The following is a 17846-nucleotide window of genomic DNA, read 5'->3' on the forward strand; positions in this document are numbered from 1 at the left end:
TGGGATTGTTGCCGCAATTCCGCCGCCGGGGAAAGGGGCAACTACTCACGCACCGTCTTTGTCGCGTCCACATGCGCGGGTGGATCGGCAGGAAAGCGGATCAGGTAATAGGGCGGCACGCGCAGGTCATGTCCGCCATTGAAGCTGGCTAACCGGTTCCACTGCCCCAATGTGCAGTAGACCATGCCACCATCGACAAATATGCCATCGGGCGACAGCACGCGCGGGTCATGCACCATGGTGTCAAAGCTGCCATCGACATTACGCCGGAAAATGGCGTCATGTTCAAAATTGGTGGTGTAGATGCGACCCTGCGCATCGGTTGCCAGACCATCGGCCACGCCCTTTTCGCCAAGGTCGCGGATACCGGCGCCAAGCTGTTCGTCGGTTCGGGAAAAATCGGCCAGCAGGCCGGTGGGAATGGCGTATAGCCGCCTGCTGGTCAGCGGGCTGTAATACAGTGTGGCACTGTCGGGTGACAGCGTGATGCCATCCACCCCGCCCGATACGAAACCGGGTGGATGCGCGGGCGGGTCAAACACAAGCGGACGCCCTTCCACCACCGCCATGAAGCTGCGTTCGGCCTGAATGGAAGGATGACTGGCCAGTACACGGCGCTGGCGGCCCGTGGCTACATCCACCACGACAAGGGCGGGCGACATCCCGAACGAAGAATCGGTAACGTAAACCGTGCCCTGCGCGCCATGCGTCAGGTCCACCCGCAGGTCGTTCATGTGACTGTCGGGCAGAAGGACGGGGGCACGCAGGACGATGCGGGCGAAGACACGATCGGTTGCAGGATCGATGCCAACAATCTTGGCGGCGCCGGGCGCAAGAGGCTGCCCCGCCAGCTTGCCATCATCAATCAGCCATAACCGGCCCTGTGTATCGGTGGTCATGCCATGAACGGACATGAGCCGCGTTGCGGGCGGACGATCGGAAGGCAGGCTCTGCGCCGCATCGGGATAGGGATAAAGACGCCCGTCCTTCAGTTCCCCCAGCGTGGCCCCCCGGTGATTGACCGCATGACGGGGGAAGCCCACAAAAATACGCCCGTGCGTCACCGCGATGCCGGACGGACCCGGACCATCGAACCGGGCCACGATCTCGAACGGACCGGACGGGGCCGCGCCATGGTCGTGATTGATGGCGTCACGCGCCGGTTCCGTCGCATGGGCGATGGTCCCCGGCCCCAATGCCAGCGGAAGGGTTGCAAGCAGCAGGCTGCGCCGGTGCATGGACATTCTTACGGCTCCCTTCCTTTACTACGCGCTTCATTCATGCCCCTTCCCCCGGTTCGGGCAACCGCAGGACATGGCAATGGCGCTTCACAATCAGTTCAGGGGCAGTGACGCCGGGGCCGCGCCACCGGTCGTCGTGCGCCTGACCGCCGCGACATCCGATGGACTGACCGGCGGTGCGTTGTTGCCCCATGCCGCGCGGATGAAGGTGACGGTATCGGCCACGGCCTGATCGTTCATGCGGGCGGCAAAACCGGGCATGACAAAGGCGGACGGTGTCTGTCGCGTTGCACGCAGGGTATTGCCAGCCAGCACGATGCGGATAAGCGAATCCGGTGTCGGGTCCATCACCACGGGGTTCCCGGCCAGTGGCGGGAACGTGGTGGGATAGGCCCGCCCGTCGGTCCGGTGGCATGCGGCACAGTTATCGACATACAGCCGCGCGCCACGTGCCGATACATCCCCCCCGCGCAGGGCATCAGCCGCCGCGGGATCGTAAGTCCAGCCTTCCGCCATAGGAGTAAGGGGCGAGAGGGTTTTCAGGTAGCGCGCAATCGCAAGCTGGTCCTGCGGTGTCATATGCTGCGTGCCATGGGCGATGGCGTCCGTCATGCCGCCAAAGGCCGCGCCCAGCGGCATGCGCCCCGTGGCGAGGAAGCGTACGATGTCCTGTTCATTCCACCGCCCCAGCCCCGTGCGGTTGTCGCCCCGCAGGCTGACGGGCCGCCACCCATCCACCGGTCCGCCACCCGACAGGTAGAGCGTGCCGTCCACAGCCGTCAGGGCCTTTTCCTGCATCGTCACGGCACGGGGCGTATGGCAGGCCCCGCAATGCCCCGGCCCTTCGACCAGATAGCTGCCACGCGCCACCAGTGGGTCGGGGAAAGTACGTGCCCCTGACTGCTGCAGTGCATCACGCGGGTTGGGTGCGAACAGCCAGCGCCATACCGCCAGCGGCCAGCGCATGGAAAACGGCCATGTCATGCCATCCTGCACCACCGCATGGGAAACCGGTTTCACGCCCTGCATGAAATAGACATACAGCGCATGCAGGTCCTCATCCGTCATGCGCGCATAGGACGGATAGGGCATGGCCGGGTACAGGGTCGCGCCATCGCGCCGGATGCCCTGCCGGACCGCACGGATAAATTCGGCTTCCGAATACCGACCAATGCCGGTCCGCGCATCAGGAGTGATGTTGGGCGCGTATAACGTGCCGGTGGGCAGGTGGAACTCAAGCCCACCGGCAAAGGGCGCTTGACCGGGCACGGTGTGACAGGCTTCGCAATCCGCCGTCCGGGCTACATACGCGCCGCGTTCGCGCACATCGTCATCCGCCCGCGCGGCCACGATCCCTAGCGCGAGGAACGCGATCATGCCCGCAACAGGCAGCCGCATCCATGACACAGTTACACGCCTCATCCCGCCAGCGGCCCCGGCTGGGCAAGATAGGTGGTGCGGATATGATGGGCCGCCCAGTATGCAAGGGCGGCGACCATGCCCGTGGGGTTATAGCCCGTCCCCTGCGGAAAGGCGTTCGCACCGATCACGAACACATTATGCACATCCCATGACTGCAGGTAGCGGTTGAGCGCGCTGGTCTGCGGATCTTCGCCCATCACGGCCCCCCCGCCCAGATGGGTTGTCTGGTACTGCCGCGTATCGAAGGGCACGCCGAATTCACGCCTGACAAGATGGGTGCGCCGCGCGCCCATGGCCTTCGCCACATCGCCAATCCGGTCAACCACATAACGGTTCATGCGGATGTCGTTGTCCTTCCAGTCGAAGGTCATGCGCAGGAGCGGCTGGCCGTAAGCATCTTTCCATGTCGGATCGAGATCGAGATACACATCCCGATAGGCCATGTTCGCCCCATGGGCATCAATGCGCAGGGAATGGCGGTACGTGTCGATCATCCCCGCCTTCCACGCGCTGCCCCAGCGCGGTGTCCCCGGCGGGCCACCGGCATTGGCGGCGGCGATGGCCCGGACCCCGGCCTGATTGACCCATACGGGCGATCCCCCCACGAAACCCAGTGGCCCGTGGTCGAAATTCTCGCTGTTGAAATCATCGAACGCCACGCCACCGCCGCCCGCGCCGATATACTGGTTGGTCTCGACCTTCGGGTCGAGCCAGACGGTACTGGTCGTCACGTTCTGGTAGACGAAATTACGGCCCACCACCCCTTCATTATGAACCGGGTCGTATGGCCGGCCGATGCCCGACAACAGCATGAGGCGCACGTTATGGAACTGGAACGCGGTCAGGATCACCAGTTCGGCGGGCTGGGTAAACACCTGCCCCTGCGCATCGGTATAGGTCACGCCCGTTGCGCGCCGTCCATCCGCATCCTTTTCCACCCTGAGCACATGACAGCGCGGGCGCAGTTCAAACAGCGGGTGACGCCGCAGCACGGGCAGGATGTTCACATTGGGCGATGCCTTGGAATACATGTAACAGGCATAGCCACTGCAATAACCGCAGAAATTGCATGGTCCCATCTGCACGCCATACGGATTGACATACTGCCGTGACGCATTGGCGGCAGGCAGGGAATAGGGGTGAAACCCCACCTCCGCCGCCGCCTTGCGGAACAGGTGGGCGGTGTAGACATCCTTCAGCGCAGGCAGCGGAAAAGTATCGGAGCGTGAAGGAGAAAAAACATTCCCGTTCCCCACCACCTTTCCGTCAACCATGTAGGCTTCGCCAGAGGTGCCAAACACCTTTTCCGCCTTATCGAAAAAGGGTTCGAGTTCCTCATAGGTAACGCCGTAATCCTGAAGGTTCATCCCTTCGGGAATGAAGCGACGGCCATATTTTTCGATCACGCGCGAACGCAGTCGCAGGTCATCGGGGGGCATACGGAAATGTACGCCCGACCAGTGCAGCCCCGCGCCGCCAACCCCTTCACCGGGCAGGAAGGCGGACATGCGCCGGTAGGGCAGCGCCGTCTGCTGGCTGTTGTTGCGGATCGTGACGGTATTTTTTGAAAGATCCTGAAACAGCCTGTACCGGAAATTGGCTTCAAGTTCGTCCAGCGAAGCAGGATAGGCACCATCCGCCGCCGTGCTGCGGTCCGCGCCGCGTTCAAGCATGACGACCGAACGCCCGGCTTCGGTCATTTCCTTCGCCATGATCGACCCGGCCCAGCCGCCACCCACGATCACCACGTCCACCGGCCTGAGCCTGCGTGCATCCGCGCTCATGCCGTCTCTCCCGAAATGGAAATGCTGCCCAGCGGGTAATGCGCGCCGTAGCGGTCCACCCAGTCCATGAAATCCGCCCGCGCGCCGGGAAAGCCCAGCATGACCCATCCACCCAGCCGGGTATTGCCGCCATGCACGGGATCGGAAAATGCCCCTTCCATCACATTGGCCAGCAACTGATCGAAGAAAACCCGGGACGGGATGTCACCAAACGCCAGCGTGCCTTTTTCCGCCGCCTGCAGCAGTTCATCCTGCACCGATGGCGCAAGGCTGGCGAACGGCCTGCCATGACGGGTTGCCGCATGCGCGTTCATACCCGCGATGCCGCGCCGGTACAGGGTGCGGGGATCATAGGGTAGCTGGTAGCCCAGATTGTCCGGCCCCTGCACGAAAGGCCCGTCCATAAACCACTGCGCGCCGTGGGCGTAGGGGGTATCCATCTGCATGTCGAGAAAACGCGGCACGTCCAGCGCCAGCGCGCCGGGGCCATTTTCATCGGCAGGGATCAGCCTGTCACATGCGGCGAGAAGGAAATCCCATTCCGCGCCATCGAAAAAACGCGGTGTGTAAGCCTTTGCGGGAGGGGTGGCGGCCCGCATGCGTGAACTGAGGAATGTACTGCAGGCCGCAACCCCGGCGACCCCCTGCATGAACCGTCGTCGTGACGAAATATGTCGTAAACCGCTAATACCCAAAAATGCCTTCCCGCCACGCCTTGCGTCTATTGGTATCGTGAACATTCACTATACCCGCATGGAACGGAGGGGTGCCTAGATCATTTTTCCACTATTTCCAGGCCCACAAGAAAATATGATCGGCAAACCGACCATCCTGCTATGACGATGCGGCTTTCTGCGCGGCCAGCCGTTCAAGGCGCGCCTGTTTGCGTGCGGCCCGTGTTTCCCGCCACGCATCCACTGCCGAACGACGGGGACGGGCGGAACCTGCGCTCCCTTTTGCCCCGGCTGCCTTACGGGGGCGTCTGGCTGGCGTATCCGCCCTGGCCGTCTTTGACGCAACGGTTGGGGATTTACGTTTCTTCCCTGCGACCGCCCCGGATTTTGCGGCCGCGCGCTTATTCCGTGCGGGGGATGTGACTTCTTTTTCCATCATGTCGGCTTTGGGAGCCGTGAGCCTGCCTCCGCCTGTTTCTACTGGCGGTGCATCGGCAATGCCTGCGTCAGCCTTTGCGCGCGACGTTCTGCTGACGCTTTTTGTGCCCACAGCCTTTGCGGCGGCGGCGGCTCCGCCCTTTCTCCGCCGCACGGCAGTAGTAGCGGGCGGTTCGGCGGCGACCGACGATCCCGCTTCCGGGCTGGCCTTGCGGCGTGAGGGAGCGGTTACGGGCTTTGCAGGCTTGCTCATGTCATGACCTCAAATACTGCGTTTAAATAAAATATCCTGGCCCGGCTGCCTGCTCTGGCAGACGGAAACACCGGTGCGCCGTGCCGCCCCGAAAGATGGAGTGGAGCGATGGATACACGACAATGTGAACCTTCCGGCAGGCCATCCATTCCTGTCAAGGCCGCACGGGGCGGAACCGGCTTTTTTCCGCCATTTCCCGGTCATGCCGGGTGGACCTGTATCCGTCGGTTATGGTCACGAATGCCACAATGCTGATGGTTATCAGGCTGCATGGCGCTGGCATGTTTCCATCTGACCGGGAAAGGGCGCAATCGGCCTGCAAAGCGCCCATTCCTTGACCCTGCACGGGGCGCGCAATATCCACATCCCATGCGCTTTTCCACTTTCCTGTATCGCAACATCAGCCTTGTCTGCATGGCATCCGTAACCGATGCCGCGATCGGCTATCCGCAGGCGCTGGTACGCCGCATCGGCCATCCGGTCATGTGGATTGGCGCGCTGATCGACAGGCTGGACCGCACGCTCAATACCCCTGACCGCACGCCATCGCAGCGCAGGGCGAACGGTTTTATCGCCACGGGCCTGATCGTTGCGGTCCCGACCGCCACCGCATGTCTGGCCGCACGACTGCTGCACCGCATCCTGCCGCGCTGGCTGGCCTTACCCGTAACCGCCATCATGGCCAGCGCATTCGTTGCGCAGCGTTCGCTGCATGATCATGTCATGATGGTGGCGCGCGACGCCGAAACCAGCCTGCCTGCGGCACGCAGGGCGGTATCGCATATCGTCGGCCGCGATCCTGAACAGCTTGATGAGGCCGGTGTGCTGCGCGCGGCGACCGAGACACTGGCGGAAAACTTTTCCGACGGGATCGTGGCCCCGCTTGCATGGATGGCGGCGGGTGGACTGCCGGGGGTAGTTTTCTACAAGGCCGTCAATACGGCAGACAGCATGATCGGCCACCGCACCCCCCGCCATGACGCTTTTGGTTTTGCCGCGGCTAGGCTGGATGACGTGGTCAACCTGCCTGCATCCCGCCTGTCGGCGCTATGGATCATCCTTGCCGCCGCCACCATGCCCGGCATGCGGGCGGGTGCGGCAGTGCGCATCCTCTGGCGCGATGCCCGCACCCACCGTTCCCCCAACGCGGGCTGGCCGGAAGCGGCAATGGCGGGCGCGCTGGGCATAAGGCTGTCGGGGCCACGCAGCTATAACGGTGTGATTACCCCTGAACCATGGGTGGGCGACGGCTCCGCCGACCTGCGCCCGCGTGACCTGTATCGCGCGCTGGCGCTATACCGTCGCGCCTGCCTGATCCAGACCGTGGCCGCCATGTCAGTTGTGGGTGCATGCGCACGCCGCCTGCGCCGCCGCTGACAGCGGACGTACCGGACGGGCCAGTCGCAGCAGGCCATCGATATCCAGATGGGTTTCCAGATGGTCGGCCAGCGCGTCCAGCGCGGCATCCACCGTCCAGTCATGATCGCAGCCATGCGACTGCGCGCCCAGCCGCGCCAGTAACGCCGCCCGCGCCGTGCCATCCGCCAGCAGGCCGTGGACATAAGTACCCCATACCCGGCCCGAAGGACTGACCGCCCCATCGCGCCTGTTGCCCAGATCAATCAGCGGGCGGCGATCATGGTCAGGGCCGTGCGTGCGGCCGATATGCATCTCATACCCCCGCAGGGCCGCGCCTTCGGGCAGAAGATGGCCGCTCACGTCTTCCAGCCGCTTGCTTCCCCCAAGTTCGGTCGTGACATCCAGCAGTCCCAGCCCGTCCACCGTGCAGGGCGGACCTTCGATCCCATCGGGATCGGCAATGCTGCGACCGAGCATCTGGTAACCACCGCAGATACCCAGCACATGACCGCCCCGACGCATATGGGCCTGAATGTCGATATCCCAGCCTTCCTGTCGCAGCACGGCCAGATCGGCAATCGTGGCCTTGGCCCCCGGCAGGATGATCAGATCGGCTTCCGGCAGCACCGTCCCGCGCGGAACCATGGTCAGTGATACGCCGTCTTCCGCCGCCAGCGGGTCCAGATCATCAAAATTGGCGATCATCGGCAGGCACGGCACCACGATGCGCACACGCCCCTTGGCCATCCTGCCGCCGGGGGCAAGATCGGCTGCGTCCTCCGCTGGCAGGTCACGCACACGGTCGAGGAATGGCACCAGCCCCACGGGCTGCCAGCCGGTCCGCCGGGCGATGGCCTCCATCCCCGCTGCGAACAGGGAAGGATCGCCACGCATACGGTTGACGATAAAACCCCTGATCCGCCGCGCATCATCGGGGGCCACCACCACGTCCGTGCCGACAAGGCTGGCGATCACCCCGCCCCGGTCGATATCGCCCACCAGCACCACGTCAATATCCGCCGCCTGCGCGAAGCCCATATTGGCGATGTCATCGGCACGCAGGTTTACCTCCGACGCCGATCCCGCCCCTTCCACCAGCACGATATCGGCCTGTGCGGCGAGTGTATGGAAACTGTCCAGCACTTCGGGCATGAGACCCCGTTTGAAGCTCTGGAAATCACGGGCGCGGACCTGTCCACGCATCTGCCCGCGCACCACCAGTTGCGATCCGGTCATGCCCTGTGGCTTGAGCAGGACGGGATTCATGTCAACCGACAGCGCCACCCCGCAGGCACGCGCCTGAAGGGCCTGCGCACGCCCGATTTCGCCCCCGTCAGCCGTGACGGCGGCGTTGTTGGACATGTTCTGCGGCTTGAAGGGACGCACGCGCAGGCCACGCCGGGTCAGCGCGCGCGCAAGTCCCGCCACCAGCACCGACTTCCCCACACTGGAGCCGGTGCCCTGAAACATGATGGCGCGCGGTGGCATCAGAACTCGATCCCGGCCTGCGCCTTCACCCCCTTGCGGAAGTGATGGGCAACCTGCGTCATTTCCGTGACCAGATCGGCGGCCTCGATCATGGCGGGACGGGCGTTGCGGCCCGTCACCACCACATGCTGCATGGCGGGACGTGCGGCGATATCAGCCAGCACCGTATCAATGGGCAGGTAGTCGTAACGCAGGGCGATATTGAGTTCGTCCAGTATCACCATCGATACATCCGGGCGCTTCAGCGCGGCGCGGGCCTGTTCCCATGCGATACGGCAGTTTTCGATATCGCGGGCACGGTCCTGCGTGTTCCACGTAAAGCCATCGCCCAGCGCATGCCATTCCACCTGATCGCCAAACAGTTCCAGCGCCTTGCGTTCCCCCGTATTCCACGCCCCCTTGATGAACTGGACCACCACGATCCGGCCGCCATGGGCCAGGGTGCGCAGCGCCATGCCGAAGGCGGCTGTAGATTTGCCCTTGCCCGCGCCGGTATGCACGGCAAGCAGTCCCTTCTCGATCGACTTGCTGCTGACCTCACGGTCCTGCACGGCCTTGCGTTTGGCCATTTTCTCGCGGTGGCGGATTTCTTCTTCGGGGGTAAGGGTCATTTCAGCTCCATCGGCAGGCCAGCTACCACAAAGACAACATGCGCGACCTCCCGCGCAAGGGCCTGATGCAGCAGACCGGCCTCATCACGAAAACGACGCGCCAGCGCATTATCGGGCACGATCCCCTGCCCCACCTCGTTCGATACCAGAACGGTTGGCCCCGTGCGGCGGGCGAGGGCCGCCAGCAGCGCCTGCGTCGCGGCTGCGATATCATGTTCCGCGAGCATGAGATTGGTCAGCCACAGGGTCAGACAGTCCACCAGCACCGGCCGGGCACCGGCGCCGTCAAGGGCTGCGGGCAGGTCCAGCGGCGCTTCGCGCGTATGCCAGCCTTCCCCCCTGCCCGCGCGATGCCGCGCCACGCGACGGGTCATTTCATCATCATGGGGCTGGCAGGTGGCGATATAGGTCCATGGGGTCGGCCAGCGGGTAAACAGCCCCTCCGCAAAGCGGCTCTTGCCCGAACGCGCGCCACCCAGCACCAGCGTGCAGGCCAGCATGCCGGTCGTTCCATCCTGCGGGGGAACCGCCTTCATTTTATTCTCCACCATCTTGCATCGGGACGCATAAGACCACACAACTCCTGCCATGCCATCCCGTCTTTCCTTCCCGTCCGACATGGCCGCGCTGCGTGCGCTGTGTCACGATCTTCCGCCACCCGATGGGGCGGCGCGGAGCGCCATTACCCACCGTGACAGCCAGTTGACCAAGCCCCCCGGCAGCCTTGGCCGGCTGGAGGAACTGGCCTGCTGGGCGGGCGAATGGCAGCATACGGCCCACCCCCGTGCCGAACGGGTGGATATCATCGTTTTCGCCGGGAACCACGGCGTAACCGCGCAGGGTGTGACACCGTGGCCCACCGATGTCACGCGCCAGATGGTGTTCAATTTCCGCAGCGGCGGGGCCGCCATCAACCAGATCGCCCGCGTGGCCGCCGCGCGGCTGCATGTGGTCGAAGTGCAGGAGCTGCGCCCGACCGCCGACCTGACCCATGCCGCCGCCATGGATGAGACCACCTTCATACAGGCCATCCATACCGGCATGCGGGCTGTCCGGCCCGATACCGACCTGCTGTGTCTGGGCGAGATGGGGATTGGCAACACCACCCCTGCCGCCGCCATTGCCGCCGCCCTGTTCGGTGGGGGCGGGATAAAATGGGCCGGGCGCGGCACGGGGCTGGACGACGCGGGCGTGCGCCACAAGGCGGAGGTCATTGATCGCGCCCTGATCCATCACGGCAATACGCTTGATGACCCGCTGGAGGTCGCCCGCCGCCTTGGTGGCCATGAGCTGGCCGCCATACTGGGGGCCACCATCGCCGCGCGGTACATGAACATTCCCGTGCTGGTGGACGGTTACATCTGCACCGCGGCCCTCGCGCCATTGCAGCAGATCAACCCGCAGGGCCTGGCCCATACCCGGCTGTCGCACTGTTCAGCCGAAGGGGGGCATGCACATCTGGCTGCGGCCCTTGGCATGGAACCCCTGCTGGACCTGCGCCTGAGGCTGGGAGAAGGGTCGGGCGCGGGGCTTGCGGTCCCGCTGGTGCGTGCGGCGGTCGCCTGCCTGTGTGGCATGGCCACCTTCGCGCAGGCGCAGGTCAGCGACCGGCGATGAGCACGCTGGCCCGCCTGCGCGCCGATCTGGTCTGCGGCATCGGCCTGCTGACCCGCCTGCCTACCGACTGGCTTGCCCGTGGCAGGCTGCCCTATTCCATGGCGCGCAGCATATGGTGCTGGCCGCTGGTGGGCGCATTACTGGGGGAAGCGGCGGCCATGGTGTACGCCGGCCTGCTGCAACTGGGCATAGCGCACCTGCCCGCCGCCGGGTGGAGCATCGCGCTGCTGCTTCTGGTATGCGGCGGCCTGCATGAAGACGGGCTGGCGGACATGGCCGATGGCTGCGGCGGCGGGTCCAATCGCGCGCGCAAGCTGGAAATCATGCGTGACAGCCGGGTGGGCAGCTATGGGGTCATGGCGCTGGGACTCGCCCTGCTGGTACGTGTCACCGCGCTGGCGGCCATGCCGGAACGCACCGCGCTGCTGGCCATGCCCGTGGCGGGCGCGCTGGCGCGGGCGTGCATGGTGGTGGTCCTGCGTCGCCTGCCCCCGGCCCGATCCGACGGGCTGGCAAGTTCCATGGCCTATCTGCCGGTTCAGGCATTCGTGGCCTGCCTGTGCCTTGCGGGATGCACGGCGGCCCTGCTGCTGCCCGCGCCGCGCATGACCGCAGCCTGCATCGTGGCGGCGCTGGCAGCCGCCCTCATGTGCCGGTTCGCGCGCTGGCAGCTTGACGGACAGACCGGAGATGTTCTTGGTGCAACGGCAGTTGTGGCGGAATGTGCGGTTCTGACAGCCCTGTGCTGAAGCGGGCATCACCCTGTTCGACCACACGTACCGACCCCATTGGGGGTGACGGGGCCAGAAGGCTGCCCGGCAGGCCATACATCATCCCCTGCATGAGCCGCAGCGGCCCGCCATGGGTTATGATCGCGCAGGACTGACCGAACTGCTGCATTTCGGTCCAGAAATGCCGCACGCGGGCACGGAGTTCACGCCCGCTTTCCCCACCCGGGGGCGCAAAGCCGCCCACATCGGCTGCCCATTCATCAAGTGCCGTGCGGGAGATGCCGTTCCACGGACGCCCCTCCCATTCCCCGAAACTGATTTCACGCAGACGTGAATCCACCCGCAGGTCCAGATTCATGAACCGCGCCACCCGTTCCGCCACCATCCGGCAGCGCCGGGCGGGAGAAGAGAACATGACGCGGCACCCCGCCCCCTGCATGACGGTCCGCAGGCCGTCGGCCATGCGCTCCCACCCATCGGCAAGGGCCACGTCCTGCTGGCCATAGCACAGGCCTTCCACGCCGGTTACGGCGGGATGGCGTGCCAGCACAACTGCAAAACGCCCCGTCATACGCACCTGCCTTCCAACATCACCCCATGAACATCCGCGAAGTTCATCAACATCGCCAGAAGATGGATAAAGGGGCAGCTACCCGGTGGGAACATGCCGCCCTTCCCCATCGCCACCGCGCATGCAGTGACGCCAGTACATACAGGACCGGAGAAAGCATGTTTACAAATACAACCGTGTTCTGCATATCGGCGTTCGTAGCGTCATATCTGTGAATCTGCTGATACCCTAGGTCTGCACCAGCGAACTCCAGACCGGAAGGATACAAAGCGCCATGCGCGTATGGGCCTGTGCCTGCCTGCTCCTGTACCTGCCAGCAAGCGCCAGCGCCGCCGGCCTGTACAGCGCGCCCCGTCCCACACTTGCGTGTGAGGATGATGCGGCCCTGCGCACCCTGTCCGACCATACCCAGATGGCAACGCAGTCCCCCGCACAGCGCCAGACGCTGATCCGGCAGGGCAACTGCCATGCCATCACCCCCGATATCCGGTGGGAGAAGATCGCCAACCGCAACGGGCTGCCGCTCATGCGCCGCGTGCCGCCCGAACCGGGGCTGCCGCCGCTCTATTTCATGACGGATGACATAGCCCCGCTGCCTGCCCCGCCCGCCAGCACGCAGCCCCATGCCGCCGGACATGATGCCGATCCCGTAGCCGCCGCTGCCCCACCTGCGGATCAGCCTGCCGCCCCCGATGCGCCCGCCGTTATCGTGCAGCCAATGGAAACGCCGCAGCCGACCGATCTGTTTTTCATGACGCGTGGATTCCAGAAGCTGGGTTCGCTGGTACTGACCCTGATGCTGGCAGGCGGCGCGGGCTGGGTCCTGATCCTGATCCTGCGTGCGGGACGCATCATGATCCAGCGACGCAGGGCGGTACGGATCTGCATGGAACTGGCGGAACGGCACCGCCCCATGCTGGCACGGTGGTACATGCAGGCCCGCACCACCACCACACTGCCGCGCAGCCGGACGCCGTGGAACACGCAGGTCGAACGCTTCATGCGCACCACCACCATTCCCGCGCTGGAAAGTCAGGGTCTCGGCCCGTTATGGCCCGCCATCCGCAAGCGGGTGCATGCCAGCATCACCGCCATGGCGGCAGGTGCCGCCACCAATCCGCCAGACCGCCCCGCGATAACACCCGGCACCTATCACAAGGGCATGAACCAGGCGGAATATGCCGCCTTCTGTTCCCACTGGATCGAGAAGGCCGGGTGGGAAACGCGCCCCCCCGTGGCCACGGGCCTTGGGTCAGATATCCATTGCAGCCGCAACGGCCTGAAAATGCTGGTCCATTGCTGGATTGACCACAAACCCGTGCATGATGACGTGATCTGGCAGGGCATACGGGGCAAGGTCGATGGCAGGACCGATATCGGTATCATCGTCTCCAACGCGCCTTACACGCAGGAGGCGCTGGCGCTGGGCAAGAAGCACCGTGTCTTCCTGCTGCATCATGAGGAAGTATTCAGGTTCGTATCGGGCATAGAAGTGCCCGATGTCGCCTGAGACATAGCCACCGCAGCGTTATTCGCGCGCCTGCGCCGCCGCCAGCGCATTGAAGCACATGGCGGTCGCCTGCGCCTGCGTCGGGCTGGCATCAAAAAAACTGGTGTCATCCACCCGCTTCTGCCCGGTCATGCGCTGGCTGCAGTAATCGAACAGCGAGCGGCTGTCGCGCACGCGCGCGCAGTTGAGCAGATGGGCAAAGCTGACATAACCGGCATGGCTGGCGCGGCCGGTCACATAGGCCGCGCAGTGCTGGAGCACGGGTGATGCGATCCTGCGGGCCATGATATCGGCATAGGCGGCTTCTTCGCGCGCGGTGCATGTGCTGGTACGGGCGGGATCACGGCCCGCTGCACAGTAATGCGCCATCGCCCCGTGCAGGTAGCCGCCCTCGGTCTCCGAATGGGCCCAAGGGGTGTCCGCCACACGCTGATAATGGAACACCGCCGCCGCGCGCCCCGGCAATATGGCGCGGAATGGCACGGGACGCGAACTACAGTACAGCGTCATGTCATAATGCCCGGCATCATCCTGTGGGGTCTGGAAATCCAGATAGAGCGGATTGAGCGGTGCGGGACACAGGCGCTGTCCCGATGGCATGACGGGGTTCTGCCCCTCATCCACGCGGTAGAGCAGATGGCCTTCATTCCCCTGGGCCAGGGTGACCTCGATCCGTTCGCCGTTGGTCAGGTCAATCCCGCTTTCCGACAGACGCAGTTCACCCGTCCCGTCCGCCGCCTGCCTGTCCTGTGGCTGCAGGACGAAATATTGCGGGGCATCCTGTGCCAGTTCGCTGCCTTCAAAACGCTCGTTATCGGCATGGGCGGGAATGGAAAGGCCCATGGCGGAAAGCAGCATCACTCCCGTCATCACGCTGGCGCGCAATGCCGCGTATCCGGAATCCTTTTCAAGCATGGCGACGCGACTCTTTTCATTGACTAAACTATAGGCAATTACTGCTAAAGTTTCAAAAATTTGGATTATTTTTTAGGCATGATACCTTTATTTGAGGCAGTCATGCTTGTCAGTTGCTATTCTGTCTGACAATGTCCGCGGCAAAACAACACCTGTGATGCTGCGTGGTATTTCTTTTTTGTCCCTTCCATATCAGACATTTAGGGCGACAGGCGTGCCAACCTTCCCTCAACTGCGGCAGGGCAGCCAGCATCCGCGACCGGAACCGTCCGGTTCCTGTACATTACTCTCCCCCACCCCGACAATGCCGGTGCCCGTCAGGGCGCGTGCCGCCCACCGTCCGCCGGGAATGGGCAGCGGGGTTTCCATCGTGCAACCGCCGCGCATCCGTGCCGGGGCGGCGCACGCCTTCCTCCCTCTATCTATGACCATCATGGCGGAGACCATAGCATGAGCAAACCGGACCCCGCGCTGGAAGACAGCACCCACATCCTGCCCGAACAGGATGACGACGGCTATCACAAGGCTCTGGGCGGTCGCCAGATCCAGATGATCGCCATTGGCGGGGCGATCGGGACCGGGCTGTTCCTGGGCGCGGGATCGCGGCTGCAGGCGGCGGGGCCGTCGCTTGCGCTGGTTTACCTGATATGCGGCGCCTTCTCGTTCCTCATCATGCGCGCGCTGGGCGAACTGGTGATGTACCGGCCCACATGCGGCAGCTTTGTGTCCTACACGCGGGAATTCCTCGGTGAAAAGGCGGCTTTCGTCGCGGGATGGCTGTCCTTTTTGAACTGGGCCATGACCGGCATTGTCGATATCACGGCGGTCGCGCTGTACATGCATTTCTGGGGCACGTTCGCCAGTGTGCCCCAATGGGTTTTCGCCCTTCTGGCGCTGTGTATCGTCACGACGCTGAACATGGTGGGGGTGAAATGGTTTGGTGAGATCGAATTCTGGTTCTCCCTCATCAAGATCGTGGCGCTGTGCCTGTTCCTTATCGTCGGCAGCATCGTGCTGGGGGTGCGCATGCCTGTTGCTGGTCATCAGACCGGCTTGCATCTGATTGCCGATAATGGCGGGCTGTTTCCACATGGGGCCATAGCCTGCCTGCTGCTGGTGCAGGGGGTGGTCTTTGCCTATTCCGGGATCGAGCTGATCGGCACCGCGGCGGGGGAATGCGCCGATGTCCGCACCGTTCTGCCGCGCAGCATCAACAGCGTCATCTGGCGCATCGGGCTGTTTTACGTGCTGTCCGTCGTGCTGCTGGTCAGCCTTCTGCCGTGGACGGCCTACCATGCGGGCACCAGCCCGTTCGTAACCTTTTTCCAGGCGCTGGGCGTGCCCGGCATAGACACGATCATGAACATCGTCGTGCTGACCGCGGCCCTGTCCAGCCTCAATTCAGGGCTGTATTCCACCGGTCGCGTCCTGCGGGCCATGGCGCTGGGCGGGGCGGCACCTGCCCCCCTGGCACGCATGAACGCAAGCTCGGTCCCGGCCAACGGCATCCTGCTTACGGTTGCGGTCTATCTTGTGGGTGTCGTGCTGAACTACGTGGTGCCGTCGCAGGTGTTCGAGATCGTGCTGAACATGGCGGCACTGGGCATCATCAGCACATGGGCCTTCATCCTGCTCAGCCAGATCCGGCTGCGGCAGGCGGTGCGTAGCGGGCGGATTGCGTCCAGCGGGTTTGAAATGCCGGGCGCGCCCTTCACATCGTGGCTGACGCTGGCCTTCCTTGGCTGCGTGGTCGTGCTGATGATGTTCGACTACCCCAATGGCACATCCACCCTTGCGGGCATGCCGATCGTGGCCCTGCTGCTGATGGTGGGATGGAAATACCTCAACCCCGCGCGCCAAGCGGCTGCCGGGGAGAGCGAACAGCCCGAAATCCCCACCACCTGAAACCGGCGGGAGAACTGCCATTCTCCCGCCCGTTCCCCAGCCATCCGGCCACGGAGTAACAGCAATGTCCTGACACCTTACCTGCCACACAGCATGTAGAAGGGCCGCACACCGCCTGCCCAGCACCAGTAGACCCGGCACGCACTGCCATGCGTGAGGGGACGCCCCGTTTCAGGAAATAACCTTCAGCCATGGTTTCCGTGATACGCGCCCACGCGGCAAAAGGCGTGGGCAATGCATCAGTCCGTACAGTACCTGCCATACAAAAAGATGCCGGTCGCCCCTGTCGGGCAACATTATACATTCCGATACCGGAATCAATATTATTCGTTACCTTTTCCATTCTTCTCTTGCTCGCCAGCATCTCCGCGGGCCGGGCGGAAGATACGGGAAACGGGCCACGTGCCGGATCGCAGGCCCTGCATGAGGAATATGAACAGTGGTATACCGGATCGCTGGTTTCCCCCTCCGGCGCGCTGACGAAAAAGGGCGTTTTCGCGTGGGAGCCGTATTTCTTCTACAACCAGCCCGTTGGCTATCTGGACAGTGCGGGACGGGGCATGCCCCTGTCGGACAAGGCGCATAGTGCCGCCAGCCTGACGCTGTACAAATACTCCATCACCAATTCCATCAGCCTGCAGATGACGCCGACCATAAGCTATGGCTGGCGCAGGGGGCACAGCACGACCAGCGGCCTGAAAATGGGCGACCTGCCGGTCGATGTCATGTGGCGCTATCTTGATGCCGATCCCAAGCGCTACATCCCCGCCCTGAGCCTGTTCGTGGGGGTGGGATTTCCCAGCGGTGACTACAGCAGGCTGGGCCGGTCGGAAGATGGCGTCGGCACAGGCACCTACACATTCCGCCTTGCCCTGACGGAACAGTCCACCTACGTCCTGCCCGGCCATCATGCGTTGCGGCTGCGCACGTGGGGCACCTTCCGCCGCGCGCTGACCAATGCCCATATCGCCGATGTCAGCAGCTACGGTACAAGTGCCGGTTTCCGGGGGCTGGCGCATCCGGGCATGTATGGGGAAAGTGGTTTCTCGCTTGAATATGGCGTCAACCAGCGATGGGTGATCGCCATGGATCTGGCGCGTGACTGGGCCAACGGTTCGGTCGTGCGCGGCCATAACGCGCAGGGCCGGTATCAGGACATACTGGGACAGTCCTCCGGCGACTGGCTGATCGCGCCCGCCATCGAATATAACTGGTCGCCCCGCTTCGGCGTGATCGCGGGCGTTTCGGCCCTGTTCGCGGGGCATAATACCAGTCAGGTCATCTCCCCGCAGGTGGCCTTCAACAGTATTTTCTGACGGGCTGCCCG

The 17846-nt window shown here is 63.9% G+C and carries 17 protein-coding genes; 7 read left to right on the forward strand and 10 right to left on the reverse strand.

What is annotated here, in order from left to right:
- Positions 1-41: 41 nt before the first annotated feature.
- The 4 genes from KSAC_RS06595 to KSAC_RS06610 form a co-directional block, all read right to left on the reverse strand.
- The gene (locus KSAC_RS06595; RefSeq protein WP_165927344.1) at positions 42-1238 is read right to left on the reverse strand and encodes an L-dopachrome tautomerase-related protein; all 1197 of its coding nucleotides are present in this window, start codon (positions 1236-1238) and stop codon (positions 42-44) included.
- A 96-nt stretch (positions 1239-1334) separates the two neighbouring features.
- Complete coding sequence (locus tag KSAC_RS06600; RefSeq protein WP_165927345.1) at positions 1335-2639, reverse strand: c-type cytochrome; 1305 nt, start codon at positions 2637-2639, stop codon at positions 1335-1337.
- A 20-nt stretch (positions 2640-2659) separates the two neighbouring features.
- Positions 2660-4447, reverse strand: a complete 1788-nt coding sequence (locus KSAC_RS06605; protein ID WP_102323110.1) for a GMC family oxidoreductase — start codon at positions 4445-4447, stop codon at positions 2660-2662.
- The gene (locus KSAC_RS06610; protein WP_174234102.1) at positions 4444-5097 is read right to left on the reverse strand and encodes a gluconate 2-dehydrogenase subunit 3 family protein; all 654 of its coding nucleotides are present in this window, start codon (positions 5095-5097) and stop codon (positions 4444-4446) included. Before KSAC_RS06610 ends, KSAC_RS06605 begins: the two co-directional genes overlap by 4 nt.
- Before the next feature lie 521 nt (positions 5098-5618).
- Between KSAC_RS06610 and KSAC_RS06615 the strand changes: the two genes are divergently transcribed.
- Both KSAC_RS06615 and cbiB read left to right on the forward strand, forming a co-directional pair.
- Positions 5619-5819 (forward strand): hypothetical protein, encoded by a 201-nt coding sequence (locus KSAC_RS06615; protein WP_132304781.1) that lies wholly within the window; start codon positions 5619-5621, stop codon positions 5817-5819.
- 362 nt (positions 5820-6181) lie between these two features.
- The gene (gene cbiB / locus KSAC_RS06620) at positions 6182-7189 is read left to right on the forward strand and encodes an adenosylcobinamide-phosphate synthase CbiB (protein WP_132304783.1); all 1008 of its coding nucleotides are present in this window, start codon (positions 6182-6184) and stop codon (positions 7187-7189) included.
- Here the strand turns inward: cbiB and KSAC_RS06625 are convergent.
- Genes KSAC_RS06625 through cobU form a run of 3 tightly spaced genes read right to left on the reverse strand, consistent with a single transcriptional unit; the run spans position 7148 to position 9860 of the window.
- Positions 7148-8659, reverse strand: coding sequence for a cobyric acid synthase (locus tag KSAC_RS06625; protein WP_132304785.1), 1512 nt, complete (start codon positions 8657-8659; stop codon positions 7148-7150). The genes cbiB and KSAC_RS06625 overlap by 42 nt on opposite strands.
- Positions 8659-9270 carry a cob(I)yrinic acid a,c-diamide adenosyltransferase gene (gene cobO / locus KSAC_RS06630; protein ID WP_132304788.1) on the reverse strand — a complete coding sequence of 204 codons (612 nt, stop codon included), beginning with the start codon at positions 9268-9270 and terminating at the stop codon, positions 8659-8661. Before cobO ends, KSAC_RS06625 begins: the two co-directional genes overlap by 1 nt.
- A complete protein-coding gene (cobU, locus tag KSAC_RS06635; protein WP_110546652.1) occupies positions 9267-9860 on the reverse strand; it encodes a bifunctional adenosylcobinamide kinase/adenosylcobinamide-phosphate guanylyltransferase in 594 nt (197 codons plus the stop codon). The genes cobO and cobU overlap by 4 nt, the downstream gene beginning before the upstream one ends.
- Between cobU and cobT the strand changes: the two genes are divergently transcribed.
- Positions 9859-10887, forward strand: a complete 1029-nt coding sequence (gene cobT, locus KSAC_RS06640) for a nicotinate-nucleotide--dimethylbenzimidazole phosphoribosyltransferase (RefSeq protein ID WP_132304790.1) — start codon at positions 9859-9861, stop codon at positions 10885-10887. The genes cobU and cobT overlap by 2 nt on opposite strands.
- Entirely contained in the window at positions 10884-11636 is a 753-nt protein-coding gene (gene cobS / locus KSAC_RS06645) for an adenosylcobinamide-GDP ribazoletransferase (protein WP_132304792.1), read from the forward strand. The genes cobT and cobS overlap by 4 nt, the downstream gene beginning before the upstream one ends.
- Here cobS and KSAC_RS06650 read toward each other — a convergent pair.
- On the reverse strand, positions 11533-12189 hold the full coding sequence (locus KSAC_RS06650) for a histidine phosphatase family protein (RefSeq protein ID WP_132304794.1): 657 nt from the start codon (positions 12187-12189) through the stop codon (positions 11533-11535). The genes cobS and KSAC_RS06650 overlap by 104 nt on opposite strands.
- 274 nt (positions 12190-12463) lie before the next feature.
- On the opposite strand from KSAC_RS06650, the gene KSAC_RS06655 reads away from it, so the two are divergent.
- Entirely contained in the window at positions 12464-13699 is a 1236-nt protein-coding gene (locus KSAC_RS06655; RefSeq protein ID WP_102323101.1) for a restriction endonuclease, read from the forward strand.
- An 18-nt stretch (positions 13700-13717) separates the two neighbouring features.
- Here KSAC_RS06655 and KSAC_RS06660 read toward each other — a convergent pair whose 3' ends face one another.
- Entirely contained in the window at positions 13718-14614 is an 897-nt protein-coding gene (locus tag KSAC_RS06660) for a hypothetical protein (RefSeq protein WP_132304796.1), read from the reverse strand.
- A 228-nt stretch (positions 14615-14842) separates the two neighbouring features.
- A complete protein-coding gene (locus KSAC_RS06665) occupies positions 14843-14983 on the reverse strand; it encodes a hypothetical protein (RefSeq protein ID WP_165927292.1) in 141 nt (46 codons plus the stop codon).
- Positions 14984-15064: 81 nt separating this feature from the next.
- On the opposite strand from KSAC_RS06665, the gene KSAC_RS06670 reads away from it, so the two are divergent.
- Both KSAC_RS06670 and KSAC_RS06675 read left to right on the forward strand, forming a co-directional pair.
- On the forward strand, positions 15065-16519 hold the full coding sequence (locus KSAC_RS06670) for an amino acid permease (protein WP_102323099.1): 1455 nt from the start codon (positions 15065-15067) through the stop codon (positions 16517-16519).
- Between the two features lie 191 nt (positions 16520-16710).
- Entirely contained in the window at positions 16711-17835 is a 1125-nt protein-coding gene (locus KSAC_RS06675) for a hypothetical protein (protein ID WP_132304800.1), read from the forward strand.
- Positions 17836-17846 lie beyond the last annotated feature (11 nt).

The sequence above is a fragment of the Komagataeibacter saccharivorans genome, from assembly GCF_004348195.1.
In the GTDB taxonomy this organism is placed as follows: Bacteria; Pseudomonadota; Alphaproteobacteria; order Acetobacterales; family Acetobacteraceae; genus Komagataeibacter; species Komagataeibacter saccharivorans.

Bases quoted from the DNA above. Each gene is read 5' to 3' on its own strand.
- KSAC_RS06600 (WP_165927345.1), bottom strand. From the start codon at position 2,639: ATGCGGCTGCCTGTTGCGGGCATGATCGCGTTCCTCGCGCTAGGGATC.
- KSAC_RS06605 (WP_102323110.1), bottom strand. From the start codon at position 4,447: ATGAGCGCGGATGCACGCAGGCTCAGGCCGGTGGACGTGGTGATCGTG.
- KSAC_RS06675 (WP_132304800.1), top strand. From the start codon at position 16,711: ATGGTTTCCGTGATACGCGCCCACGCGGCAAAAGGCGTGGGCAATGCA.
- KSAC_RS06655 (WP_102323101.1), top strand. From the start codon at position 12,464: ATGCGCGTATGGGCCTGTGCCTGCCTGCTCCTGTACCTGCCAGCAAGC.
- KSAC_RS06615 (WP_132304781.1), top strand. From the start codon at position 5,619: ATGCCTGCGTCAGCCTTTGCGCGCGACGTTCTGCTGACGCTTTTTGTG.
- cobT (WP_132304790.1), top strand. From the start codon at position 9,859: ATGCCATCCCGTCTTTCCTTCCCGTCCGACATGGCCGCGCTGCGTGCG.
- KSAC_RS06595 (WP_165927344.1), bottom strand. From the start codon at position 1,238: ATGCACCGGCGCAGCCTGCTGCTTGCAACCCTTCCGCTGGCATTGGGG.
- cbiB (WP_132304783.1), top strand. From the start codon at position 6,182: ATGCGCTTTTCCACTTTCCTGTATCGCAACATCAGCCTTGTCTGCATG.
- KSAC_RS06625 (WP_132304785.1), bottom strand. From the start codon at position 8,659: ATGCCACCGCGCGCCATCATGTTTCAGGGCACCGGCTCCAGTGTGGGG.
- cobS (WP_132304792.1), top strand. From the start codon at position 10,884: ATGAGCACGCTGGCCCGCCTGCGCGCCGATCTGGTCTGCGGCATCGGC.
- KSAC_RS06610 (WP_174234102.1), bottom strand. From the start codon at position 5,097: ATGCAGGGGGTCGCCGGGGTTGCGGCCTGCAGTACATTCCTCAGTTCA.
- cobU (WP_110546652.1), bottom strand. From the start codon at position 9,860: ATGGCAGGAGTTGTGTGGTCTTATGCGTCCCGATGCAAGATGGTGGAG.
- KSAC_RS06665 (WP_165927292.1), bottom strand. From the start codon at position 14,983: ATGGAAACCCCGCTGCCCATTCCCGGCGGACGGTGGGCGGCACGCGCC.
- KSAC_RS06670 (WP_102323099.1), top strand. From the start codon at position 15,065: ATGAGCAAACCGGACCCCGCGCTGGAAGACAGCACCCACATCCTGCCC.
- KSAC_RS06650 (WP_132304794.1), bottom strand. From the start codon at position 12,189: ATGACGGGGCGTTTTGCAGTTGTGCTGGCACGCCATCCCGCCGTAACC.
- KSAC_RS06660 (WP_132304796.1), bottom strand. From the start codon at position 14,614: ATGCTTGAAAAGGATTCCGGATACGCGGCATTGCGCGCCAGCGTGATG.
- cobO (WP_132304788.1), bottom strand. From the start codon at position 9,270: ATGACCCTTACCCCCGAAGAAGAAATCCGCCACCGCGAGAAAATGGCC.